21 protein-coding genes and 2 tRNA genes are annotated in these 23,977 nt (G+C 70.8%); 18 read left to right on the top strand and 5 right to left on the bottom strand.

All coding sequences use genetic code 11. The annotated features are described in order from the left end of the window. The gene (locus tag LGI35_RS16880; RefSeq protein ID WP_227294631.1) at positions 1-1,089 is read right to left on the bottom strand and encodes a M48 family metallopeptidase; all 1,089 of its coding nucleotides are present in this window, start codon (positions 1,087-1,089) and stop codon (positions 1-3) included. Positions 1,090-1,196: 107 nt separating this feature from the next. On the opposite strand from LGI35_RS16880, the gene LGI35_RS16875 reads away from it, so the two are divergent. From LGI35_RS16875 to LGI35_RS16830, 10 genes are all read left to right on the top strand, one after another. Further along, complete coding sequence (locus LGI35_RS16875) at positions 1,197-1,361, top strand: hypothetical protein (RefSeq protein ID WP_227294630.1); 165 nt, start codon at positions 1,197-1,199, stop codon at positions 1,359-1,361. A gap of 153 nt (positions 1,362-1,514) precedes the next feature. Next, positions 1,515-1,679 (top strand): hypothetical protein, encoded by a 165-nt coding sequence (locus tag LGI35_RS16870; protein WP_165914691.1) that lies wholly within the window; start codon positions 1,515-1,517, stop codon positions 1,677-1,679. Between the two features lie 47 nt (positions 1,680-1,726). Next, complete coding sequence (gene nadD / locus LGI35_RS16865) at positions 1,727-2,389, top strand: nicotinate-nucleotide adenylyltransferase (RefSeq protein ID WP_227294629.1); 663 nt, start codon at positions 1,727-1,729, stop codon at positions 2,387-2,389. Positions 2,390-2,405: 16 nt separating this feature from the next. Then, the gene (locus LGI35_RS16860; protein ID WP_227294628.1) at positions 2,406-4,112 is read left to right on the top strand and encodes an LCP family protein; all 1,707 of its coding nucleotides are present in this window, start codon (positions 2,406-2,408) and stop codon (positions 4,110-4,112) included. Positions 4,113-4,234: 122 nt separating this feature from the next. Further along, positions 4,235-4,693, top strand: a complete 459-nt coding sequence (rsfS, locus tag LGI35_RS16855; RefSeq protein WP_227294627.1) for a ribosome silencing factor — start codon at positions 4,235-4,237, stop codon at positions 4,691-4,693. After that, entirely contained in the window at positions 4,690-5,367 is a 678-nt protein-coding gene (locus tag LGI35_RS16850; protein WP_227294626.1) for a histidine phosphatase family protein, read from the top strand. The genes rsfS and LGI35_RS16850 overlap by 4 nt, the downstream gene beginning before the upstream one ends. Positions 5,368-5,465: 98 nt before the next feature. Then, positions 5,466-5,538 (top strand) — tRNA-Ala (locus LGI35_RS16845). A gap of 300 nt (positions 5,539-5,838) precedes the next feature. Then, on the top strand, positions 5,839-6,063 hold the full coding sequence (locus tag LGI35_RS16840; RefSeq protein WP_227294625.1) for a hypothetical protein: 225 nt from the start codon (positions 5,839-5,841) through the stop codon (positions 6,061-6,063). A 3-nt stretch (positions 6,064-6,066) separates the two neighbouring features. Beyond that, positions 6,067-6,300, top strand: coding sequence for a hypothetical protein (locus tag LGI35_RS16835; protein ID WP_116513021.1), 234 nt, complete (start codon positions 6,067-6,069; stop codon positions 6,298-6,300). 135 nt (positions 6,301-6,435) lie between these two features. After that, positions 6,436-6,508: transfer RNA gene (locus LGI35_RS16830), tRNA-Ala, on the top strand. 88 nt (positions 6,509-6,596) lie between these two features. Here LGI35_RS16830 and LGI35_RS16825 read toward each other — a convergent pair. After that, complete coding sequence (locus tag LGI35_RS16825; RefSeq protein ID WP_227294624.1) at positions 6,597-8,186, bottom strand: NADH-ubiquinone oxidoreductase-F iron-sulfur binding region domain-containing protein; 1,590 nt, start codon at positions 8,184-8,186, stop codon at positions 6,597-6,599. Further along, the gene (locus LGI35_RS16820) at positions 8,183-9,496 is read right to left on the bottom strand and encodes a ferric reductase-like transmembrane domain-containing protein (protein WP_227294623.1); all 1,314 of its coding nucleotides are present in this window, start codon (positions 9,494-9,496) and stop codon (positions 8,183-8,185) included. The genes LGI35_RS16825 and LGI35_RS16820 overlap by 4 nt, the downstream gene beginning before the upstream one ends. Before the next feature lie 430 nt (positions 9,497-9,926). Between LGI35_RS16820 and leuS the strand changes: the two genes are divergently transcribed. The 6 genes from leuS to LGI35_RS16790 all read left to right on the top strand — a co-directional run bounded on the left by leuS (position 9,927) and on the right by LGI35_RS16790 (position 19,908). Next, positions 9,927-12,821, top strand: a complete 2,895-nt coding sequence (leuS, locus tag LGI35_RS16815; protein WP_227294622.1) for a leucine--tRNA ligase — start codon at positions 9,927-9,929, stop codon at positions 12,819-12,821. Positions 12,822-12,997: 176 nt separating this feature from the next. Beyond that, entirely contained in the window at positions 12,998-13,744 is a 747-nt protein-coding gene (locus LGI35_RS16810; protein ID WP_227294621.1) for a hypothetical protein, read from the top strand. A gap of 63 nt (positions 13,745-13,807) precedes the next feature. After that, positions 13,808-14,653 carry a DegV family protein gene (locus LGI35_RS16805; protein WP_227294620.1) on the top strand — a complete coding sequence of 282 codons (846 nt, stop codon included), beginning with the start codon at positions 13,808-13,810 and terminating at the stop codon, positions 14,651-14,653. A 150-nt stretch (positions 14,654-14,803) separates the two neighbouring features. After that, entirely contained in the window at positions 14,804-16,093 is a 1,290-nt protein-coding gene (locus LGI35_RS16800; protein WP_423835709.1) for a ComEA family DNA-binding protein, read from the top strand. Further along, entirely contained in the window at positions 16,090-18,804 is a 2,715-nt protein-coding gene (locus LGI35_RS16795; RefSeq protein ID WP_227294618.1) for a ComEC/Rec2 family competence protein, read from the top strand. The genes LGI35_RS16800 and LGI35_RS16795 overlap by 4 nt, the downstream gene beginning before the upstream one ends. A 222-nt stretch (positions 18,805-19,026) precedes the next feature. After that, on the top strand, positions 19,027-19,908 hold the full coding sequence (locus LGI35_RS16790) for a YceI family protein (RefSeq protein WP_227294617.1): 882 nt from the start codon (positions 19,027-19,029) through the stop codon (positions 19,906-19,908). Positions 19,909-19,999: 91 nt separating this feature from the next. Here the strand turns inward: LGI35_RS16790 and LGI35_RS16785 are convergent, their stop codons facing one another. After that, positions 20,000-20,245: a hypothetical protein gene (locus LGI35_RS16785; protein WP_116513028.1), complete on the bottom strand. Its 246-nt coding sequence runs from the start codon at positions 20,243-20,245 to the stop codon at positions 20,000-20,002. Between the two features lie 57 nt (positions 20,246-20,302). On the opposite strand from LGI35_RS16785, the gene holA reads away from it, so the two are divergent. Further along, entirely contained in the window at positions 20,303-21,289 is a 987-nt protein-coding gene (holA, locus tag LGI35_RS16780; RefSeq protein WP_227294616.1) for a DNA polymerase III subunit delta, read from the top strand. Positions 21,290-21,582: 293 nt separating this feature from the next. Here holA and rpsT read toward each other — a convergent pair whose 3' ends face one another. After that, positions 21,583-21,849: a 30S ribosomal protein S20 gene (rpsT, locus tag LGI35_RS16775; protein ID WP_100594244.1), complete on the bottom strand. Its 267-nt coding sequence runs from the start codon at positions 21,847-21,849 to the stop codon at positions 21,583-21,585. 220 nt (positions 21,850-22,069) lie between these two features. Here rpsT and lepA point away from each other — a divergent pair, with 220 nt between their 5' ends. Further along, positions 22,070-23,929, top strand: a complete 1,860-nt coding sequence (gene lepA / locus LGI35_RS16770) for a translation elongation factor 4 (RefSeq protein ID WP_227294615.1) — start codon at positions 22,070-22,072, stop codon at positions 23,927-23,929. Positions 23,930-23,977 lie beyond the last annotated feature (48 nt).

Genomic DNA, 23,977 nt, shown 5'->3' with positions numbered 1-23,977 from the left:
CTACGCGCCGTCCTCCGACGTCCCGTGGTTGCCCGTGTTCGCGCCGCCGTTGCCGCCGCCGAACTTGCCGCGCAGCTTGCCGCCCAGGTCGCCCGCGCCGCCCGCGATGTCCGTCACCAGCTTCATCAGCGGGTCCTTGGAGTTGCGCATGTTGTCCGCGTAGTGCGAGGCCGACTGGCGGAACGAGTCGGTGACCGAGGTGTCCTTGTCCTCGGTGCGGCGCGGGTAGTGGCCGTCCATGATCCGCTGGTAGTCGCGGGTCGCCGCCCACTTCTTCAGCTCGGCCGCGCGGACCGTGGTGAAGGGGTGCGTGCGCGGCATCACGTTGAGGATCTTCAGCACGGAGTCGCGCAGGTCGCCCCCGGCCTCGTACTCCTCGGCCTGCTTGAGGAACGCGTCCACGTTCATCTCGTGCAGGTGGTTGCCGCCCGCGATCTTCATCAGGCCGCGCATCGACGCCTTGAGGTCCTGGCCGACCAGCAGGCCGGCGCGGTCCGCCGACAGCTCCGACTTGCGGAACCACTCGCGCAGCGCCGTGACGATGGCCATGATCGCGAAGTTGCCGAGCGGGATCCACGCGACGCGGAGCGCCAGGCTCGTCAGGAACAGCAGTATCGTCCGGTAGACCGAGTGGCCGGACAGCGCGTGGCCCACCTCGTGGCCGACGACCGCGCGCATCTCCTCCTCGTCGAGCAGCTCCACCAGGCCGGTCGTGACGACGATGATCGGCTCGTCCAGGCCGATGCACATCGCGTTCGGCTGGGGGTCCTGGGTCACGTACATCGGCGGGACCTTCTCCAGGTCCAGGATGTAACAGGCGTCCCGCAGCATGTCGTTGAGGTGCGCGAACTGGTCGTCGGAGACCCGGACCGAGTCCGACAGGAACAGCAGGCGCAGGCTCCGCTCCGGCAGCAGTCCGCTGAGCGCCTTGAACACCGTGTCGAAACCGCTGAGCTTGCGCAGCGCCACCAGGGCCGATCGGTCCGCCGGGTGCTCGTACGCCCGCGAGGAGATCCCCTCGAAGCGCCGGCGCTGCCTGCTCGGTACGTGCTCGCGCTGGTCGTCGTTGCCGTCATTGACGTCGGGCATGCGTCCCCCATGTTCGTGTGCCGTCGTGTTCGGTTGTGCCCCCGAGGAGGTCTCCACAGTAGGCGGAGATACCGTGGCGGGGCAGCACACCGAAGGAGCGAAACGCCATGGAGCACACCCCCGACGCCGCCTGGCTCACCCAGGTGGTCAGCGCCGCCGCCTCCGACCAGCAGGGCGCCGGCAATCTGCTGCGCACCGTGATCGTCGTGGGCGTCCTCGGCAGCGTGTTCCTGGGCTGGTTCCTGCTGCGCGGTTACAAGCGCGACGACTGACGCGGCTGCGGGGCGGACACGCATACGGCAGAGTCGGCGTGATCGCCGAGGACACCCCCGCATACGATGAGCGGGAAGTCTTTATCCAGACCTCATGTCACCACCCAGAGCCCGACTCCCCATCCCGTCTCACCCGGATAGGTCCTGCTGACGATGAGCCTCCACAGCACCGCTGCCCAGCTGGCCACCCTCGCCGCCGAGGGCGGCGAGGAAGGCGGCAACCACCCGAGCCTCAGCCCCTACCTCACCGGCGGCGGCGCCCTGTTCCTCCTGCTGCTGATGCTGTGGATCGTCACCCGCTTCAACCGGGACCGCTAGGCCCTGACGGCGAAGGCACCCCGACCGGGCCAGTAGGCTCTGCACGCATGGGAGAGCAGGACATGCCTACCGGCCCGGTCAACGGCCCGGCCGGCGGCCCGGACCGGGCAAGGATCAGCACGGCCAAGAGGCGTCTCGGCGTCATGGGCGGAACGTTTGACCCGATCCACCACGGACACCTGGTGGCGGCCAGCGAGGTCGCCGCGCAGTTCCACCTCGACGAGGTCGTGTTCGTGCCGACCGGGCAGCCGTGGCAGAAGGCCGACCGCCTGGTCACCCCGGCCGAGGACCGCTATCTGATGACGGTCATCGCGACCGCCGAGAACCCGCAGTTCTCGGTGAGCCGCATCGACATCGACCGCGGCGGGCCGACGTACACCACGGACACGCTGCGCGATCTGCGCGCGCTCAATCCGGACACGGACCTCTTCTTCATCACGGGCGCCGACGCCCTGGGCCAGATCCTCACCTGGCGGTACACGGAAGAACTGTTCTCCCTGGCGCACTTCATCGGGGTCACCCGGCCGGGCCACCCGCTGACCGACCCCGGTCTGCCGGAGGGCGGTGTCTCGCTCGTCGAGGTGCCGGCCCTCGCCATCTCGTCCACGGACTGCCGTGCGAGGGTCGCCAAGGGGGACCCCGTCTGGTACATGGTCCCGGACGGTGTGGTGCGCTACATCGACAAGCGCGAGCTGTACCGCGGCGAGTGAGCCGAGAGGGGCACCGGTGAACGACCGATACGACGGTTACTCGGGCAGTTACTCGGGGGACGCGTCCAACACGTCCGACCAGTACGAGCTCGTCGGCTACGACGAGTACGGGCAGCCCGTGTACCGGCAGGTGCCCCAGCAGCCTGCGCAGTACGAGTACCCGCAAGCGACCCAGACCCAGAGTCAGGGCCAGAGCCAGGGCTACGGCTACGACCCGTACGCCACCGGCCAGCAGCCGCCGGTGCCCTCGTACGACACGTACGACCCCTACGGGGCGGGCGCGCCCGCGCAGCAGGGGCCGCCCTCTTCCTACGACCCCTACGGGGCTGCCGCGGGAACGGGCCAGCAGCAGCGGGTCGAGGAGCAGACCGCGACCGCCCACATCCCGGCGCAGGCCGCTCCCAGGACCGAGCCCGCGGCGCGCGAGCGCGACGGGTCGCCCGAGTACCGCACCGAGCAGTTCTCCTTCGTCGAGGAGCCGGACGAGAACTCCGAAGACGTCATCGACTGGCTGAAGTTCACCGAGTCGCGCACCGAGCGCCGCGAGGAGGCCCGCCGCCGCGGCCGCAGCCGGGTCGTCGCCCTCGTCGTCGTCCTCGTGCTCTGCGTGACCGGCGGCGTCGGCTACCTCTGGTACGCGGGCAAGCTGCCCGGCTTCGGCTCCGCCGGCTCCGGCAAGGGCGCCGCGGACACCGCGGGCCCGCAGAACCGCGACGTGATCGTCGTCCATCTGCACAACACCAAGGGCGGCGGCACCTCCACGGCGCTGCTCGTCAACAACACCACCACCAAGCAGGGCACCACCGTCCTGCTCCCCAACTCCCTTGCCCTGACGGACGACGAGGGCAGCGCGACGACGCTCGGCAAGTCCGTCGACGGCGACGGGTCCTCCGGCACGCGCGACGCCATCGACACCGTCCTCGGCACGGACGTCGAGGGCACGTGGCGCCTCGACACCCCGTACCTCAACAACCTCGTCGAACTCGTCGGCAACATCGACATCGACACGAACGCCGACGTCCCCGACCCGGCCGCCAAGTCCGGGAAGAAGACGACGTCCCCGCTGGTCAAGAAGGGCAAGCAGCAGACGCTGAGCGGCCCCATGGCCGTCGCGTACGCCACCTACCGCGCGCCCGGCGAGTCCGACACCGCCCAGCTCATGCGGTTCGGCCAGGTCATGCAGGGCGTGCTGCGCAAGCTGTCGTCCGACCCGCACGCCGCCACCGTCACCGTCCAGTCCCTCGCCCAGATCCTCGACCCGTCGCTGGGCGAGAAGGACCTCGGCGCGTTCCTCGCCAAGCTCGCCGACCGGGCCAAGGGCGGCGACTACAAGACCGCGCTGCTGCCCGTGCAGCAGGACGGCACCCTGTCCGAGCAGGCCACCGACAGCGTCGTCAAGGACGTCCTCGGCGGCACCGTCAAGAACCCGGGCAAGGACGCCTCCGTACGCGTCGGCATCAAGAACGCCACCGGCGTGAAGGCCCGCACGGAGAAGGCCAGGGTCACGCTCGTGAACGGCGGCTACACCTTCGTCGACGCCGGGACGGGCACCGCGGCCCAGGCCGCGTCGCAGGTCACGTATCAGGACGCCGACCGCAAGCAGGACGCCGTCGAGGTCGCCAAGACCCTGGGCCTGCCGACGAGCGCGGTGCGCAAGGGGAAGACCGTGGCGAACGCGGACGTGTCCGTGGTCCTCGGCCAGAACTACACGGGCGGACAGTAGGCGGGCCCGGCCCCGGGGCGCGCTCCCGGGGCCAGGAGAATCCAGTAAGGGCCGTCGGCGGTCCGTGAGACCCTTGGGGTATCCCTTCAGGGGATTACTGCCCGCCGACGGAAAGCCTTGTAGTGACCGCCACTGACCGTTCCCTCGAGCTCATCACCACCGCCGCACAGGCGGCTGCCGACAAGCTCGCGCACGACATCATCGCGTACGACGTCAGCGACGTGCTGTCGATCACCGACGCCTTCCTGCTGGCCTCCGCGCCCAACGACCGCCAGGTCAAGTCGATCGTCGACGAGATCGAGGAGCGCCTGAACAAGGAGCTCGGCGCCAAGCCGGTCCGCCGCGAGGGCGACCGCGACGCCCGCTGGATCCTCCTCGACTACGTCGACATCGTCGTCCACGTCCAGCACAGCGAGGAGCGCGTCTTCTACGCCCTCGAGCGCCTGTGGAAGGACTGCCCCGAGCTGGAGCTTCCCGAGGACGCCAAGGCCACCCGTGGCAAGGCGGAGGAGCACGCCCAGCGGACGCAGGCCGCGGAGGAGGCCGAGGAGCTTCGCGAGCTGGGCGGAGAGCTGCGTTGACCGCCGCGGGGGCCGGCGCCGGAGCGGCCGGGGGACCGGCCCGCGGACGGCGCGTCATCCTGTGGCGGCACGGCCAGACCGCCTGGAACCTGGAGCGCCGCTTCCAGGGCTCCACGGACATCGGCCTGACCGAGACCGGCGTCGCCCAGGCCCGCCGGGCCGCCCGGCTGCTCGCCTCGCTGAAGCCGGACGCCATCGTCGCGTCCGACCTCAGCAGGGCCGCGTCCACGGCCGCCGAGCTGGCCGCGCTCACGGGCCTCGACGTGACGCACGACGAGGGCCTGCGCGAGACCTACGCCGGTGATTGGCAGGGCCTCACGCACGACGAGATCATCGGCCGTTACGGCGACCAGTACGCCGCGTGGAAGCGCGGCGAGCCGGTGCGCCGCGGCGGCGGCGAGCTCGAGACGGAGGTCGCCGACCGGGCCGCTCCCGTCGTGCTCAGCCACGCGGAGAAGCTGCCGCAGGACGGCACGCTCGTCGTGGTCAGCCACGGCGGCACGATCCGCACCACCATCGGGCGCCTCCTCGGTCTCGAGTCCCACCACTGGGAGGGTCTCGGCGGTCTCTCCAACTGCTGCTGGTCCGTCCTCGGCCAGGGGGCACGCGGCTGGCGGCTGCTCGAGCACAACGCGGGCACGCTCCCGGAGCCGGTGCTCGGCGACGACGACTGAGCCCCCCCGACGGGGCCGAACGGCCGGATTTCACTTTCCGGCAGGTCGCAGGCTAAAGTTCTTCTTGTTCGCAGCCGCGCAGAGCGGGGAGAACGCAAGGGGCTATAGCTCAGTTGGTAGAGCGCCTGCATGGCATGCAGGAGGTCAGGAGTTCAATTCTCCTTAGCTCCACAGTCGAAGCGTCCGCTTCACAGAGATCCCGTCCGGGTAAGGGCGGGATTTTTTGTTACCCGGCACAGTTTTCTCCAACTGCCTTGAGGCGCTGGTGTCCCAGGGGCGTATAGGTCTGCGGATGTGGTCCTCGTGTGTGGGCGTGTGCGTAAGTGCTGGCCGGAGCGGGCGAACTCGGCGCCGTGTCCGGACCGGTACTCATGCGTCGCTGACCGTGACGCTCCGGCCGTGGCAGAATCGGACGGCCGGTAGAGGGCCGCATCCGTTCGACGAAGACGGCCCGACGGGAGGGAGAACGCGATGCCCGCGCGCATCACCGAGGCGGCCGACCGCCCCCTCGGCGTGACAGTGAGACCGGCCGAAGCAGCCCATTGCGGGCAGCACATGACGTCCCCTTCCCCCTCTCCCTCTTCCTCCCCCTTCCTCGACTGTCCGTCCTGCGGCTCCCTCCACGTCGCGCAGATGCTCGGCGACAACGCCGGGATCTCGTACGTGTGCACGGCCTGCGGCCACAGCTGGAGCTGATCGATGGGTGCACACAGGAGGACGTGCGACTGGTGCGGCAGCGGCACGCCCATCGTCAGGGACATGGAGCCGGTCAACCCCGACTACCAGTACTGGTGCGAGGAGTGCGCGCGGGCGCTGATCATAAAGGGCGACCCGATCGAGACATATCGGGAGCTGGAGGGCGAGCCGATCTACGGCCGGCTGCTCGACGAGCACTGCACGCTCAAGCGGTTCTATTCGTTCGCCACGGCCTGATGATGGAGTAAATTCGGGCAAATCGGGCCAAGGTGGAAACGATTTGGTGATGCACCGGGTGCCCGGTAATGTTGGCGTCGCCGCCGGGGAAACCGGGCGACACGGTGAACATGCGGTTCCGCCGCATGGCCACAAGGGGCTATAGCTCAGTTGGTAGAGCGCCTGCATGGCATGCAGGAGGTCAGGAGTTCAATTCTCCTTAGCTCCACAGTAGTTGGACATGAAAGCGGGCCACCCGAACAGGGTGGCCCGCTTTCGTATGCCGTCACGCGGCCCCGCGGGCCGCGCTCACGGGGTCAGCCGCGCCCGCTGCCCAGCGCCCTGCGCCCCCGGCCCGGCGGGAGCGCGGGCGGCAGGGCCGGGCGGGCCGGAACCGCCGCCGGGTCCTCCTCGATACGCAGCGCCAGCGCGGGGCAGCGGCGCACGGCCCGTACGGCCCGCGCCTCCGAGTAGCGCGCCACCGGGGCCTCCGCCACCGAGGGATAGCCGTCGGGGCCCAGCTGGATCAGCTCCGGCACGATGTCCGCGCACAGGCCGTGGCCCTCGCACAGCGTCCAGTCCACCGCGAGCCGCCGGCCGCTGGGGGACTCGCCCTGCGGCGCCTCCGTGTGCAGGGGCAGCACGCCCTGCACCGGGCGCCCGCAGCCGCCGCCCAGGACATGCGCGGCCAGATCGTCCGTGAACGCCGAGATCGTCGACTCCAGGAACGCCGCCGAACCGTCCGGGTGCTTGCACGCGCCGCGCCGCTTCACGGCCCTGGTGACCTGCTGGAGGGCTTCCAGGGCGGTGGGGCCGCCGCCGTTCAGGACGTCCTCCAGGCCGCGCGCCGCCGCCGGCAGACCCAGATAGCAGGGCCCGCACTGGCCCGCGCTCTCCGAGGCCAGCCACTGCGCCACCCGCAGCGCCTCGCCGAGCGGGCAGGTGTCCGGGCCGATCGGCAGGATCGCGCCCGCGCCGAGCGCGCCACCGGCGGCCTCCAGGGAGGCGCGGGAGACCACCGCCTCCTGCGCCGCGAAGGCGTCGAGCCACTTGCCGTGATAGCCGCCCGTGAGCACGCCCTGGGGCATGGGCGGGGCGCCCGCGAGCTCGAGCACGTACCGCAGGGGCACCCCCGCCGGGACTTCGAGGACCATCGGGCGGGCGACGGCTCCGGAGAGGGTCAGCAGGATGGTGCCGGGCTCGTCGCGCAGGCCCGTGCGGCAGTAGCGCTCGGGCCCGGTGCGGGCCGCAATGGCGAGCTGGGCGAACGTCTCGGCGTTCGACAGCAGGGTGGGCGCGCCGCCCACCCCGGAGTCGGAGGCGCGCACCTTGCGGCCCGGAGGCACCGGGGGGCCGCCGTCCGCCGAGCGGATCAGCGCGGAGGACTCCCCGGTGACCATGCGTACGGGGTTGCGCTGCACGCGCGCGCGTAGCGGGGCGCCACGGCGGTTGGACAGGCCCCTTTCGAGGAGCGCGGCCTGCATGGACGCCTCGGTGGAGTCGCGGGTCACGCCGACCACGAGGGTGCGGGCGCCGAGCGCCTCGGCGACCAGGAGCGCGCCGTCGAGGATGAGGTGCGGGGCGCGGTTGATCAGCACCGTGTCCTTGCGGCAGGCGGGTTCGTCCTCGCTGCCGTTGACCACGACGACGGGGCGCACCCCGCGGCGTATCGCGGACTGGGCGACGGCGCGCAGCTTCTTGGCGAAGGGGAACCCCGCGCCGCCGCGGCCGCGCAGCGATATCTGCCCGGCCAGCGCGGCCAGTTGCTCACCGCCCATCGGTTCGAGCGGGCCGTGCACTTTCAGATGCATGTCGAGGTCGAGTCGCTCGACCAGGTCGAAGCCCGAGGTGAGCTGGGGGAGACCGACGACGCGGACTTCGGGGACGTCGGGCAGCGCGGTGTTCACTGAATGCCTCCGGGCGGCGTGTTCCAGGGCTCACCCGCGGAGGGGGCCTGGAACGGGCCGGGCAGCGTTTCGGTGGCGGACTCTTCCTCGAAGCTCGGGATGCCGCCGTAGGGGGTGTCGAGAGTGGGGTCGTACGCCGAGGGGGGTGCCGGAGCGGGGGGCGGCGGGGACGGGGCCGGCCAGCGCTCGGGGGGCTCGGGGTCGACGAACGGGAGGGCCTCGGTGGGCTGGAGGTCCAGGAGGGTCAGCGGCTCCCCGGGGGGCGGGTCGCCGAAGAGCGGGTCCACCTGGGTCGAGACCGCGCGGTAGGCGGCCGAGAAGCCGATGCCCGCGGTGGCGGGGCGCGGCTCGAACGCGGGGCGCGCCGGAGCCTCGTACAGCGGTGGCATGCCGGGGGGCGGCGTCTGGAGCGGGTTGTCGCGCGGCCGCGGCGGGGGCTCGCGGTTCACGTCGAAGCGGGGATCGGACGGTGCGGGACGGCCGGGGCCGCCGGGCAGCGGTGATGCGGTGACGTTCCGGCGGCGGGTGCCCTGCGTCCTGCCGTCGCCGTCGAGGAGCGCGAGGACGCGGGCGGCGACCTTGCGCTTGACCGGTCCCGGCGCCGCCCGCAGGGCGACCGCACCGCCCACAGCGACCAGGCACAGGCAGTACAGGACCACCACGTAGGTCTTCGGCTGTCGGCCCGCGTACAGGCCGTGGATCAGCGCGGAGCACCAGGCGGGGTAGGCCAGCATGTGCAGGGCGCGCCAGCGGGAGGCGATCTGGGCCGGGGAGGCGAAGGCCTTGCGGAGCGCGCCGGTGACGCCGGTGGTGACCATCAGGAGCCCGGCGAGCGAGCCGAGGCCGATCAGGCCCGCGCTGCCGGTCACGCCGAGCCCGAAGGGGATCAGCGCGCCGAGCACGGACACATGGTCGAGGGCCAGCTTGACGGTGACGTGCAGCAGCAGGAAGCCGATCGAGGCGACCGCCGTGGCCCGGTGCACGCCCTGGGAGAGCAGGCGCTGGCGCGAGGTCAGGAACAGTCGGTCGGAGGCGACCAGGCCCCAGACGACGGACGCCGTCAGGGAGACCAGGGACAGCACCCCGGTGGTGAAGTCGAGCGCGGCGCGGAATGCGTTGCTCCCGACGACGACCACGAGGGGTATCAGCAGCAGCGCCGCCGCACACAGGGCCCCTCGTGCCGTCCGGCTGGGTGCGGGGGACGGGCGGATCCTGCGCCGGGGGCGCCGGGTATTGCGAAGCTGGGGGAACGGATTCAGCGGCTGCCCGTTCGTCGGGGAGTTCAACGGGGAGTTCAGTGGAGGGTTCATGGGGGCGACTCCGAATGGTTCGGCAAAGTGGTCCCGCTGCCGCACTCTAGGTCGACCCATACCAGCCAGTACGAGGTTTGAGTTATCTCGTTGTTATCTATTGGAGGTGTGGGATTTGTGTTGCCCCGATAGGGGTCGGTACGCGGGGTAACCCTTGGCCCATGCACCTTCTGTAGGCCTCCTTCGGCCCTTGCGAAGCCGTCCCGCGGCCCTCCGCCGTAAGCCCGTCGCGGCCCGTGTGGGCCCTGCGGTACCCTGACGCCATGCGTGCCGTACGCCTTCTGCTTAGCGAGCCGCGCTGATCAGTCCCGACCGCTGACGAATCGCGGATCGGAATCGGCGCGGCGCCCCCTCCTGTGCGAGGGGCATTTTTGTTTGGCCAGCGCGGTCAGTTCCGTAAGCAGAGACGATCGATGGAGCTTTGAGGATCATGAGCGAGACGAATTCCGCTGCCGCTTCCGAGGTGGCCGCGCCGCACCGCTACACGGCGGCGATGGCCGCCGACATCGAGGCACGCTGGCAGGACTTCTGGGACGCCGACGGCACGTACGAGGCGCCGAACCCGAGCGGTGACCTGGCGGGCGACACCGAGGCGGACAGGGCGCTGGCCGCCAAGCCGAAGAAGTTCGTCATGGACATGTTCCCGTACCCCTCGGGTGCGGGCCTGCACGTCGGCCACCCGCTGGGCTACATCGCCACGGACGTCTTCGCGCGCTTCCAGCGGATGAACGGGCACAACGTCCTGCACACCCTGGGCTTCGACGCCTTCGGCCTGCCGGCCGAGCAGTACGCCGTGCAGACGGGCACCCACCCGCGCACGTCCACCGAAGCCAACATGGTCAACATGAAGTCCCAGCTGCGCCGGCTGGGCCTGGGCCACGACAAGCGCCGGTCGTTCGCCACGATCGACCCCGAGTACTACAAGTGGACCCAGTGGATCTTCGTCCAGATCTTCAACTCCTGGTACGACGACGAGGCGAAGAAGGCCCGTCCGATCGACCAGCTGATCGCGCAGTTCGAGAGCGGTGAACGCGCCGTACAGGACTCCACGCGCGCGTGGCACGAGCTGAACGCCGCCGAGCGGGCCGACGTACTGAGCGAGTACCGGCTGGCCTACGCCTCCGAGGCGCCCGTCAACTGGTGCCCCGGCCTGGGCACCGTCCTGGCCAACGAGGAGGTCACGGCCGACGGCCGCTCCGAGCGCGGCAACTACCCCGTCTTCAAGGCCAAGCTGCGCCAGTGGAACATGCGCATCACCGCCTACGCGGACCGCCTGCTGGACGACCTGGACGCCCTGGACTGGCCCGAGGCGATCAAGCTGCAGCAGCGGAACTGGATCGGCCGCTCCGAGGGCGCCCGCGTCGACTTCCCCGTCGGCGACGATGCCATCACCGTCTTCACCACCCGTCAGGACACCCTGTTCGGCGCCACGTACATGGTCCTGGCGCCCGAGCACGACCTGGTGGACCGGATCGTCCCCGCCGCCTGGCCCGAGGGCACGCACGACGTCTGGACGGGCGGCCACGCGACGCCCGCCGAGGCCGTCGCCGCCTACCGCAAGCAGGCCGCCTCGAAGTCCGACGTCGAGCGCCAGGCCGAGGCCAAGGACAAGACCGGCGTCTTCACCGGCGCGTACGCGACCAACCCGGTCAGCGGCGAGCGGGTCCCCGTCTTCATCGCCGACTACGTCCTGATGGGCTACGGCACCGGCGCGATCATGGCCGTCCCCGCCCACGACACCCGCGACTTCGCGTTCGCGCGCGCCTTCGAGCTGCCGATGCGCTGCGTCGTGGAGCCGTCGGACGACCGCGGCACCGACACCACCACGTGGGACGACGCGTTCGCCTCCTACGACGCGCGGCTGGTCAACTCCGCGAGCGAGCAGATCTCCGTCGACGGCCTGGGCGTCACCGACGCCAAGGCGCGCATGACGGAGTGGCTGGAGCGCACCGGCATCGGCCGGGGCACCGTCAACTTCCGCCTGCGCGACTGGCTGTTCAGCCGTCAGCGCTACTGGGGCGAGCCCTTCCCGATCGTCTACGACGAGGACGGCGTCGCCCACTCGCTGCCCGAGTCGATGCTGCCGCTGGAGCTGCCGGAGGTCGACGACTACAGCCCCCGCACGTTCGACCCGGACGACGCCGACACCCAGCCCGAGACGCCGCTGTCCCGCAACGGCGACTGGGTCCACGTCACGCTGGACCTGGGCGACGGACCCAAGAAGTACCGCCGCGAGACCAACACCATGCCCAACTGGGCGGGTTCGTGCTGGTACGAGCTGCGCTACCTGGACCCGCACAACAGCGAGAAGCTGGTCGACCCGGCCATCGAGCAGTACTGGATGGGCCCCCGTGAGGGTCAGCCGACCGGTGGCGTCGACCTGTACGTGGGCGGCGCCGAACACGCCGTGCTGCACCTGCTGTACGCCCGCTTCTGGTCGAAGATGCTGTTCGACCTGGGCCACGTGTCGTCGGCCGAGCCGTTCCACAAGCTGTACAACCAGGGCATGATCCAGGCCTACGTGTACCGCGACAGCCGCGGCATCGCGGTGCCCGCCGCCGAGGTCGAGGAGCGCGACGGCGCGTACTACTACGAGGGCGAGAAGGTCTCCCGTCTGCTGGGCAAGATGGGCAAGTCCCTGAAGAACGCCGTCACGCCGGACGAGATCTGCGCCGAGTACGGCGCGGACACCCTGCGCCTGTACGAGATGGCGATGGGCCCCCTGGACGTCTCGCGCCCGTGGGACACGCGCGCGGTGGTGGGCCAGTTCCGTCTGCTGCAGCGCCTGTGGCGCAACATCGTCGACGAGGCGAGCGGGGAGGTCACCGTCGTCGACACCGAGGACTCCGCCGTCGACGGGGCCACGCTGCGTGCCCTGCACAAGGCGATCGACGGCGTCCGTCAGGACCTGGAGGGCATGCGGTTCAACACCGCCATCGCCAAGGTCACCGAGCTGAACAACCACCTGACCAAGGTCGGTGGCCCGCTGTCACGCAGCGTGGCCGAGCGACTGGTGCTGCTGGTCGCGCCGCTGGCCCCGCACATCGCCGAGGAGCTGTGGCGCAAGCTGGGCCGCACCGACTCGGTCGTCCACCAGGACTTCCCCGTCGCCGACCCCGCGTACGTCGTGGACGAGTCCGTGACCTGCGTCGTGCAGATCAAGGGCAAGGTCAAGGCGCGCCTGGAAGTGTCCCCGTCGATCTCCGACGAGGAGCTGGAGAAGGTGGCCCTGGCCGACGAGCGTGTCGTCGCCGCGCTGGACGGCGCGGGCATCCGCAAGGTCATCGTGCGGGCGCCGAAGCTGGTGAACATCGTTCCCGCGTAAGCGGTGACACCGGCCAGCGCGTGAGCGGTGGCCGGTGCTGGGCGACCACTGCGTTCGAACCGGATCAGGGTTGTTCCCTACGGGCAGGTTGGGGGTTCCGCTGGAACCACCGGCCTGCCTTTTCCGTTTACCGTGGAAGAGGCGGACGGACCGCCGACCTTGTCGGGAGGAGCGTCATGGGAGAGGCCGTGATCGCAATCGTGGCGCTCATGTTCGTACTGTTCCTGGCCCTGGGCGCGTACGTGACGGTGAAGGTCGTCGGCGCCGCCAAGCGGGGAGTGGACCGCACGGTCGCACAGGCCCGCCGGTCCGTCGAGGACACGACGCTCAAGGCGCGGACCTTCGTGCAGCCGGGCGCGGCCGGCGAGATCGCGCAACTGCGGCTCAAGCTGCGTACGTCGATGAGGTCCACCCAGGACGCGCTCCACGCGCGCGTGGCCGAGGACGCCTCGCTCAAGGAGTCCCTGGACCTCTTCGGCCGGCTCAGCGTGCACGGGCACGAGCTGGACGAAGACCTCAAGCGTCTTGAGACCGAGCCGGACAAGGCGCATCTCGCCGAGCTCCTGCCCGATCTGCGCAAGCGGACGGAGCAGATCACCGCGTCGGCCGACTCTCTGCGCCGGGCGGCCAGGGACCGCGCCCACCGGATCGCCGACGACGACCTGGATTCCCTGAGCGCCCAGATCGACATCGAGGCGGGGGCGCTGCGGCACTGGACGACCGAACCGTCGCCCGAGACCGCGCAGACGTCGCCCCCGTGGCCCGCGGCACCGGCCCCGGAGCGCCCTGCCACGCATCAGACCTGGCCAGGGACCCCGCAGGGCGGACGGGCCGAGACGCCCGACCGGCCCGCGCTCTCGCCCACCGACCCGCGCCCGACCTATCCTTGGCAGAAGAAGGCCCGCCCGGAGAGCACGACTTGACGTGTGACCGGGCCACCGGGGCCGGGCTGCCGTCCACCGGCCCGGGCAGGTAACCTCCAGCTCATGTCCCGCCATGTCGCGATCGTCACGGATTCAACGGCCTACCTGCCGCAGCGGACGATGGAGCGCCACGGCATCATCGCGGTCCCTCTGACCGTGGTCCTTGGCGACCAGGCCCTCGAAGAGGGCGCCGAGATCTCCACCCGCTCACTCGCCGAAGCCCTGCAGAAGCGCCGGCCGGTGACCACGTCCCGGCCCAGCCCCGAGATCTTCGCCGCCACTTATCGCAAGCTGGCCGAAGAGGGTGCCACCAGCGTCGTCTCGCTCCATCTGTCGTCCGAACTCTCCGGCACCTACGACGCCGCGGTGCTCGCGGCGCGCGAGGCGCCGGTGCCGGTCAGAGTCGTGGACACGGGCATGGTCGCGATGGCCCTCGGTTTCTGCGCGCTCACGGCCGCCGAGGTGGCCGACGGCGGCGGCACGGTCGACGAGGCCGTGACCGCGGCGGAGAAGCGCGCCGCCGCCACGTCCGCGTACTTCTACGTCGACACCCTGGACTACCTCCGCCGCGGTGGCCGTATCGGCGCGGCCCAGGCCCTGCTCGGCTCGGCGCTAGCTGTGAAACCGCTGTTGCAGCTCGGAGGCGGCCGTATCGAACTGCTGGAGAAGGTGCGCACGTCGTCGAAGGCGATCGCCCGGCTCCAGGAGATCGTCGCCGAGCGCGCGGGAACGAGCGAGGTCGACATCGCGGTGCACCATCTCGCCGCGCCGGACAGGGCAGCGGCGTTCGCGGACCGGCTGCGGGAGCGGGTGCCGGGGCTCATGGACCTTCATGTCAGCGAGGTCGGCGCGGTGATCGGGGCGCACACGGGGCCGGGGTTGCTGGGGGCGGTGGTTTCGCCTCGGTGAGGGGCGGCGCGGTGCGGTGCTCTGAGCCGGAGGCGTGGTCCGTGAGATGGGCTGCGCTTGTGGGTGACGGAGTTATCCACAACTGCCGGGTTGTCCCCGGGAATTGAGCAAGATCACCGCGGTTTCGACGGAGTGCCTAGCGTTCGTGGCATGGCACTTGGATCAGCACTTTCAGGGACATCGGTAAGTTCAGAGGCATCGGTACGTTCAGAGACGCTTGACGCGGCCGCGGGGGATGTGGCGTCCGGCGCCGGGGCGACGTCGGGGACGTGGCACCGGCGTAGGCGGGTGCGGCGGCGCTATCGGCAGGCGTCGGCCGAAGCGTTGAGGTTGCGGGCGGAGGCGCTCTTCGCGGAGCAGCGGGGTGGGCCGCCTGACTCACCGGGTCTGCCCGGTGTGCCGAGTCTCTCCCCGGGTCCGCCAGGTCCGCAGGGCGTGCCGATTCCGCCTGATCCGGCCGAGTGGGTGCCGCCGGTGCGTCCGCCTCTTCCACCATGGGCCGGGACGGTCTCTTCACGTCCGCCTCGATGGGCTCGGGCCGATGCCGATGCCGATGCCGATGCCGATGTGGGCGTGGGCGTGGGCGTGGGTGAGGTCGGGGTGGGTGCGGCGCCGGGGGAGTTCAGGGAGGAGTGGGACGGTTCGGCGGGCGAGGCGGAGAGGGATACGGCCTCGTGGCGGGAGCGGGCCGGGCTTGCCGTGCGGGAGCGGCTGCCGCTGTGGATGCAGACGCGGTGCGGGCTGGAGCGGCGGAGCGTGATCGCTCTGGTCGTGGTCCTGGTCGCGGCGGCGGGTTTCGCCGTGCACCACTTCTGGACCGGACGGGCTCAGCCGGTGAGCGTGCCCGAGGTGGTCCGATCAGAGGCGCCCGAGGCGGCGGCGGGTTCGTCCGCCGGCGGTCAGGAGTCGGACGCCGGGCCATCGGCACCCGCCGCGTTCGGGGCGTCGGCTGTGGGCGGTGCGGCCGGGGCATCGGGAGCGGGGATCGTCGTGGACGTCAGCGGGAAGGTGCGGAGTCCCGGGATCCACCGGCTGCCGGCCGGATCCAGGGTCGCCGACGCGTTGCGGGCCGCCGGAGGCATCCGCCCGGGCGTGGACCCCACGGGAATCAACCGGGCACGACTGCTGGCGGACGGCGAGCAGGTGGTCGTGGGCGCACCCGAGGCTCCGGGAGGGATCGGCTCGGGGGGTGCCGCGGGTTCGGCGGGTGCTGCCGGCACTGGGGCCGGAACCGGGGCCGCGGCGGCGGGGCCGATCGGTCTCAACACCGCTACCGCAGAGCAGCTCGACACGCTGCCGGGCGTCGGACCCGTGCTGGCCCAGCACATCATCGACTACCGCACAGAGCATGGAGGGTTCCGTTCCGTAGAGGAGCTGCGTGAGGTCAACGGCATCGGCGACCGGCGTTTCTCCGACCTCCAGAATCTCGTACGGCCATGAGGAGCACGGGAGTTGCACCGGCTTCGGACTCCTCCTTGGGTGACTCGAACCCGCGGCGGGAGGGTCCGGCAGACCTCCGTCTCGTCCCTCCGGCACTCGCGGCGTGGGCCACGGCAGCGGTGACCCTGGACGCTCCGGCGGTCTGGGTGACGGCTCTGGCGCTGACCTGCGCGGCTGTGGCCGGAGTGTTGTTACTGGGAGGGGCGACGCGGGGGCGGTCAGGGAGGACGGAGCCGCCGCGTCCGCCACTGCGGCCCCCGCCCCCGGAATTACGGTCGCCGTCACCGCGCCTTCCCCGCAGAGTGTTCTCGCTCTGGCCTCGTATGTCCGTGGCCGCCGTACTGCTGTGCGTGGCCGCGTCCGCGGCCTCGGCCGCCTTGCACGGCGCGGATCTGACCCGCGGGCCCGTTCCCGGGCTTGCCAGGCAATTCGCGCACGTGACAGTCGAGTTGGAGGTGACGGCCGACCCGCGGCTGACGCGCCCCCGCGTGCAGGGGGACCACCCGGCTCCCTCCTCCGTCGTCATCGCAGCCGATGTGCTGAGAGTCGGCGACGCCGCGCAGGGCGGGTCCTCGGGCGGTTCCGGGACGCGGGTGCGTACGCCGGTCCTGGTCCTCGTCGACGTCGACCGTGCCGCCGCGGGGAGGACGCCGTGGCTGTCGCTCCTGCCCAGCACGCGGCTGGTCGTGCACGGAGGGCTGGCACCCTCGTCGGCCGACGGAGGCCGGGTCGCGGCCCTGCTCCGCGTCGGGCGGGACGAGAGCCCACGGGTCGTCGGCGCGCCCTCCACGGCTCAGCGGTTCGCGGGGAAACTGAGGGGCGGGCTGCGGGAGGCGACCGAGGGGCTCCCGGGGGATGCGCGCGCGTTGCTTCCCGGGCTGGTCGTCGGGGACACCTCACGTGTCCCGCCCGAGCTGCACGAGGCGTTCGAGGCCACCGACTTGTTGCACCTGACGGCGGTCAGCGGGGCGAACTTCACGATCCTTCTCGCTCTGCTCATCGGCCCGCCCGGCACCGCGCACCGGTCCGAGCGCCGTGGCCTCGCGCCGCGGCTGGGGATCCCGCTTCGGGCGACCGCTGTGCTCGGCGGCGCGCTCACGCTCGGCTTCGTGATCGTGTGCAGACCGGAGCCGAGCGTGCTCAGGGCGGCGGCCTGCGGGTCCGTCGCGCTGCTCGCCATCGGCACCGGGCGACGCAGGTCCCTGGTCCCGGCCTTGGCCACGGTCGTACTGCTGCTGGTGCTGTACGACCCCTGGCTGGCCCGGAGTTACGGGTTCCTGCTGTCCGTCCTGGCCACCGGTGCGCTGCTGACCCTGGCACCGCGCTGGAGTGCGGCACTGCGACGGCGCAGGTGTCCGCCGCGACTGGCGGAGGCGCTCGCCGCGGCCGGCGCGGCGCAGGCGTTATGTGCGCCGGTGGTCGCGGTCATCGCGTCACGGGTGAGCCTGGTGGCGGTGCCCTGCAATCTGCTCGCGGAGTTCGCGGTCGCGCCGGCGACGGTGCTGGGGTTCGCCGCGCTGGCCGCCGCGCCACTGGCGATGCCGGTCGCGAAGGTCTTCGCCTGGTGCGCGAGCTGGCCCGCCGGATGGATCGCGGACATCGCACGCGCGGGGGCCGCACTGCCCGGCGGAGGCGTCGACTGGCCCGGTGGTGTGAGCGGCGGGCTGCTGCTCGCCGTGGTCACTCTGTGCGTGGTCCTCGTGGGCCGTCAGGTGCTCAAGTCCCCGTGGGCCATGGGGATATGTGTGCTGCTCCTGGTTCTCGTGGTCATGCAGCCGAGGCCCCTGACCCGGGTGATCACAGGGTGGCCCCCGCCAGGGTGGCGGATGGTGATGTGCGATGTCGGGCAGGGCGACGCGCTGGTGCTCGCCGCGGGCGCCGGTGCCGGGGTGGTGGTCGACGCGGGGCCGGATCCGGTGCTGGTCGACCGCTGTCTGCGCTCGCTCGGGATCACCCGGGTCCCGCTCGTCCTGCTGACCCACTTCCACGCGGATCACGTCGCGGGTCTGCCCGGGGTGCTGCGGGGGCGTGAGGTGGGGGCGATCGAGACGACGGGGTTCGACGAGCCGCCTGAACAGGTGCGGTTTGTCAGGGGGTTGGCGGAGGCGCGGCACATCGCGATGACCCGGGCCGTCGCGGGGGAGCGGCGGCGGACGGGCCGGCTCGCATGGCAGGTGCTGTGGCCGCCGCCGCGACCCGCCCCGGACCCGGACGGTCCGAACGACGCGAGCGTCACGCTGCTGGTCCGCACCGCGGGCCTCACCCTGCTGCTCATGGGTGACCTCGAACCACCGGCGCAGCGTGCCCTGTTGAGGTCCCCCGTGGCGGCGGCGCTGCCACCCGTGGACGTTCTCAAGGTCGCCCACCACGGTTCCGCCTACCAGGATCCGGTACTCCTGAGCCGGGTCGCGCCCCGGCTCGCCCTGATCTCGTGCGGTGAGGACAACCAGTACGGGCATCCGTCGGCGCGCACGGTCGCGGCGTTGCGGGCCGGGGGAGCGGCGGTCCTCCGGACGGACCGGGACGGGGCGTTGGCGGTCACCGGGTCCGGGCAGGACGGGTCCGGGCAGGGCGGATCCGGGCCGGGTAGATCCGGGACGGCTGGACCTGGGCAGGACGGATCCGGGTCGGTCCGCTCCGGGGAGGGGGAGGGGGAGGGGCAGGGGGAGCGGGAAGGCGTGGGGCTCGGTGTGGTGGCGGGCGGGTCATGACGGGTGCCGAGCACCTGGGCATGACGCCCTGTTACCGGCTGGTAGAAATGCCTCCGAGCTGGCGAAACAGTAAGTGGAATGGCTAATTCAGGCATCTCTGTACAGGGGGTGACAGTCCCTGGCATTCCCGCGATGTGGGCCCGTGTTGCCTCGAATGCCACAACGATGGTCGAATGCATCTTCGTTGATGGTGGTGTCAAGCTTCACTGGGGTGTCTCGCACATGTTCGGCCGCTGGCTGGGAAACCGTACGAACCGGGCTCAACGAACAAGTCCGCTCGCGGGGGTGAGCGTGCCGCCCGGTGCGGGGTTCGTCAGCTGCCGGGTGCTCGACCCCGTCAACGAGCCGGTGCGCGGAGCCGAGTTCGCGGTGAGCGACGCCATGGGGCGCACGGTCGTGAGTGGCGGGGCCGACCCGTTCGGCTCGTTCGTCGCGGCCGTGCCCGCCGGCGACTACCGGCTCGCGGTCACGGCGGAGGGCTACACACCGTACCGGGGGAGCGCCTCGGTCGGCGACAGCGGGCACTCCTCTCTCGGTGACGTCATGCTCCAGGTCGCCCAGCCGCCCGCCCTGCCCGACGCCGGGGACTGGGAGATCGAGCCCATGCACTCGTCGGTCGGGTTCACGGCGCGGCACATCGGACTGGCCCGGATCCACGGCCGGTTCAACACGTTCGCGGGCGCGCTGCGCATCGCCGAGCGGGTCGAGCAGTCCGCGATGCACGTGGTGATCGACGCGTCGTCCATCGACACGAACGTGAAGATGCGCGACGACCACCTCAGGTCGGCCGACTTCCTCGACGTGGACCAGTTCCCGACGCTCGAGTTCTACAGCGAGCGGTTCGCGCACAAGGGCGGCAGCCGCTGGGCGATCACCGGCGCTCTCTCCCTGCACGGTGTGACCCGCACGGTCACGCTCGACGCGGAGTACCTGGGTCTGGGCAACGGCATGGAAGGGGAGACCCGTGCGGCCTGCCGCGCCACCACGGAGCTGCACCGCGACGACTTCACGGTCAACTGGCAGACGATGCTGGCCCGTGGGATCGCGGCGATCGGCTCCAGCGTGACGATCGAGCTCGACATCCAGATCGTCCCCAAGAGCTGACGCCCCTGCAGTCCGGTTAGGGCAGCCGCGGTCCCCGCGGTCCCGGCCGGGGCAGCCCTGGCCCTCGCGGCACCGGCCGTGGCCGCCGCGGCTAAGGCGCTTCGAGCCAGCCCTCGTGCTCCGCGGCGAATTCGTCGAGTGAGGCGGCGTCGAGGCGGCCGGTGGGGTCCTCGATCACCACGAGCCACTGCGCGTCCTCGGCGTCGTCCTCACCGGCCAGCGCGTCCCGTACGAGCTGGGGCTCCTCGGTGACGCCGAACCGGTCGGGAAGCTCCTCGGCCACCTCCTCCGCGGCGTCGCGATCGGGCAGCACCAGTACATGTCGTGCATCGGTCACCCGCCCATTCTCCGGCACGGCGGGGGTTGTCAGTGCCGCGTGGGATGCTTGACCGCGATGGCCAGGAAGACTGCAACAGACGACGTGCTCGCCCCTGTCACCCTCGCCGTGGGGCAGGAGGACCTGCTGCTCGACCGCGCCGTACAGCAGGTGGTGGCGGCCGCCCGCGCCACCGACGCGGACACCGATGTGCGTGACCTCACGTCCGACCAGCTCCAGCCCGGCACACTCGCCGAGCTGACCAGCCCGTCGCTCTTCGCCGAGCGCAAGGTCGTGGTCGTACGCAATGCGCAGGACCTCTCGGCCGACACGATCAAGGACGTGAAGGGCTACTTCGCGGCTCCCGCCGAGGAGATCACGCTGGTGCTGCTGCACGCGGGCGGCGCCAAGGGCAAAGGGCTGCTCGACGCGGCCCGCAAGGCGGGGGCCCGCGAGGTCGCCTGCCCCAAGATGACCAAGCCGGCGGACCGCCTGGCGTTCGTGCGCAGCGAGTTCCGGGCGATCGGCCGTTCCGCGACGCCGGAGGCGTGCCAGGCCCTGGTCGACTCGATCGGCAGTGACCTGCGGGAGCTGGCGTCCGCCGTGACGCAGCTCGGCGCGGACGTCGAGGGCACGATCGACGAGGCGGTCGTCGCGCGGTACTACACGGGCCGGGCGGAGGCCTCCAGCTTCACCGTCGCCGACCGGGCCGTCGAGGGCCGCGCAGCCGAGGCGCTCGAGGCGCTGCGCTGGTCGTTGTCGACGGGGGTGGCGCCGGTGCTGATCACCAGCGCGCTCGCCCAGGGCGTCCGCGCCATCGGCAAGCTGTCGTCGGCACGCGGCGGCCGGCCCGCCGATCTCGCCCGCGAGCTGGGGATGCCGCCGTGGAAGATCGACCGGGTGCGTCAGCAGATGCGGGGCTGGACGCCGGACGGCGTGGCCGTCGCGCTGCGGGCCGTCGCCGAGGCCGACGCGGGCGTCAAGGGTGGCGGGGACGATCCCGAGTACGCCCTGGAGAAGGCCGTGGTCGCCATCGCGAGGGCAGCCCGCTCCCGCCGCGGCTGAGCCATCCGACCACGGGGGTCCTGGGACACCTGTCCCGCTACAGGTCCTCGGACACCCGTCCCGTATAGGTCCTGACACCTGTCCGCCTGAATGCCAAAAACCCCGCCCGGCTGTCCTGGGGAAGGACAGCTGTGCGGGGTTTCAGGTTCAAGCTCGATGGATCCGCACCCGCGTGGCGAACGCAGTCGCGTGCAGATCCGGGGTGCCGGCCGGGAGCGGAGAGAGAGGGCCCGCTCGGGTCCGTCCGGCGATCACATCAAAGGAGTGCCCGTCCCGTGAGGGAGTGTGGGTACTCAGCCCTTGAGGGAAGAAGCCTTGGAAGCAAGCGCCGACTTCTTGTTGGCGGCCTGGTTCTTGTGGATGACGCCCTTGGAGACGGCCTTGTCGAGCTTGCGCGAAGCCTCGCGCGTGAGCTCCTCGGCCTTCTGGGTGTCACCCGCGGCAACGGCCTCGCGGGCCTTGCGGATCGCGGTCTTCAGGGAGGACTTGACAGCCTTGTTGCGCTGACGAGCCTTCTCGTTGGTCTTGATCCGCTTGATCTGGGACTTGATGTTCGCCACGAAATGAGCCTTTTCAGGTTCAGGCACGCGAGCTCACGCCCACGTGCCGGTGATTTCTCTTGAGGTGCCTCGTGCTGAGAGGGCAAGAGACACAGCTGTCAACGTTACCAGCCGTGCTCCGAGCGGCCCAAACCGGGCGCAGTCCCGCGTCCGTGGGACCATGGAACCTACGTATCGATCCGACCCGAGGCGACAGGCGCCTCAAGAGACAGGACCCTGCGTGCCCGCGACCCCTAACAATGTGCCCGAGCCGAGCCGTACCGCCCCGGCTCTGATCCGCAATTTCTGCATCATCGCGCACATCGACCACGGCAAGTCCACGCTCGCCGACCGGATGCTCCAGCTGACCGGTGTGGTCGAGCAGCGGCAGATGCGTGCTCAGTACCTCGACCGGATGGACATCGAGCGCGAGCGCGGCATCACGATCAAGTCCCAGGCGGTCCGTCTGCCCTGGGCCCCGAGCGAGGATCCGGGCAACACTCACATCCTCAACATGATCGACACCCCGGGGCACGTGGACTTCACGTACGAGGTCTCACGGTCCCTCGCGGCCTGTGAGGGCACGGTCCTGCTGGTCGACGCGGCCCAGGGCATCGAGGCGCAGACTCTCGCCAACCTCTACCTGGCGATGGAGAACGACCTCAAGATCATCCCGGTTCTCAACAAGATCGACCTGCCGGCCGCCCAGCCCGAGAAGTTCTCCGAGGAGCTCGCGAACCTCATCGGCTGCGACCCGGACGACGTGCTGAAGGTCTCCGCGAAGACCGGCATGGGCGTCGAGGCACTGCTCGACAAGGTCGTGGCCGAGATCCCGGCCCCGGTCGGCATCGCCGACGCGCCCGCCCGCGCGATGATCTTCGACTCGGTCTACGACTCCTACCGTGGCGTCGTCACCTACGTACGAGTCGTGGACGGTCAGCTCAACAAGCGTGAGCGCATCCGGATGATGTCCACCGGCGCCACGCACGAGCTGCTGGAGATCGGTGTCTCCTCTCCGGAGATGACCCCGGCCGACGGCATCGGCGTCGGCGAGGTGGGCTACATCATCACCGGCGTGAAGGACGTCCGTCAGTCCAAGGTCGGTGACACGATCACCTCCCTGCACAACGGCGCGACCGTGGCGCTCGGCGGTTACAAGGACCCGAAGCCGATGGTCTTCTCGGGTCTCTATCCGCTGGACGGCTCGGAGTACCCGGACCTGCGCGAGGCCCTCGACAAGCTGCAGCTCAACGACGCCGCGCTCGTCTACGAGCCGGAGACCTCGGCCGCCCTCGGCTTCGGCTTCCGCGTCGGCTTCCTCGGCCTGCTCCACCTCGACGTGATCCGTGAGCGTCTGGAGCGCGAGTTCGGGCTCGACCTCATCGCCACCGCGCCCAACGTGGTCTACCGCGTGGCCATGGAGGACGGCAGCGAGCACACGGTCACCAACCCGAGCGAGTTCCCCGAAGGTAAGATCGACAAGGTCTTCGAGCCGGTCGTGCGCGCCACGATCCTCGCCCCCAGCGAGTTCATCGGCTCGATCATGGAGCTCTGCCAGACCCGTCGCGGCACGCTGCTCGGCATGGACTACCTCTCCGAGGACCGCGTCGAGATCCGCTACACGCTGCCGCTCGCGGAGATCGTCTTCGACTTCTTCGACCAGCTGAAGTCCAAGACACGCGGCTACGCGTCCCTGGACTACGAGCCCACCGGCGAGCAGGACTCCAGCCTGGTCAAGGTCGACATCCTGCTGCACGGCGACAAGGTCGACGCCTTCTCTGCGGTCACGCACAAGGACGCGGCGTACGCGTACGGCGTGCGGCTGGTCGCCAAGCTGCGCGAGCTCATCCCGCGGCAGGCCTTCGAGGTGCCGATCCAGGCCGCCATCGGCTCCCGGGTCATCGCCCGCGAGACGATCCGCGCGATCCGCAAGGACGTCCTCGCCAAGTGCTACGGCGGTGACATCTCCCGTAAGCGCAAGCTGCTCGAGAAGCAGAAGGAGGGCAAGAAGCGCATGAAGATGGTCGGCTCCGTCGAGGTGCCGCAGGAAGCCTTCATCGCCGTGCTCTCCAGCGACGACAGCGGTTCGAAGAAGAAGTAGGCCGCGTCACAGCTGTCCGGGGGCCCGTCGCGCGTGAGTGCGGCGGGC

This window comes from Streptomyces longhuiensis (genome assembly GCF_020616555.1).
GTDB classification, from domain to species: Bacteria; Actinomycetota; Actinomycetes; order Streptomycetales; family Streptomycetaceae; genus Streptomyces; species Streptomyces longhuiensis.
Note: the sequence above shows the minus strand (reverse complement) of the source record. Positions and strands in the feature narration are given on the sequence as shown.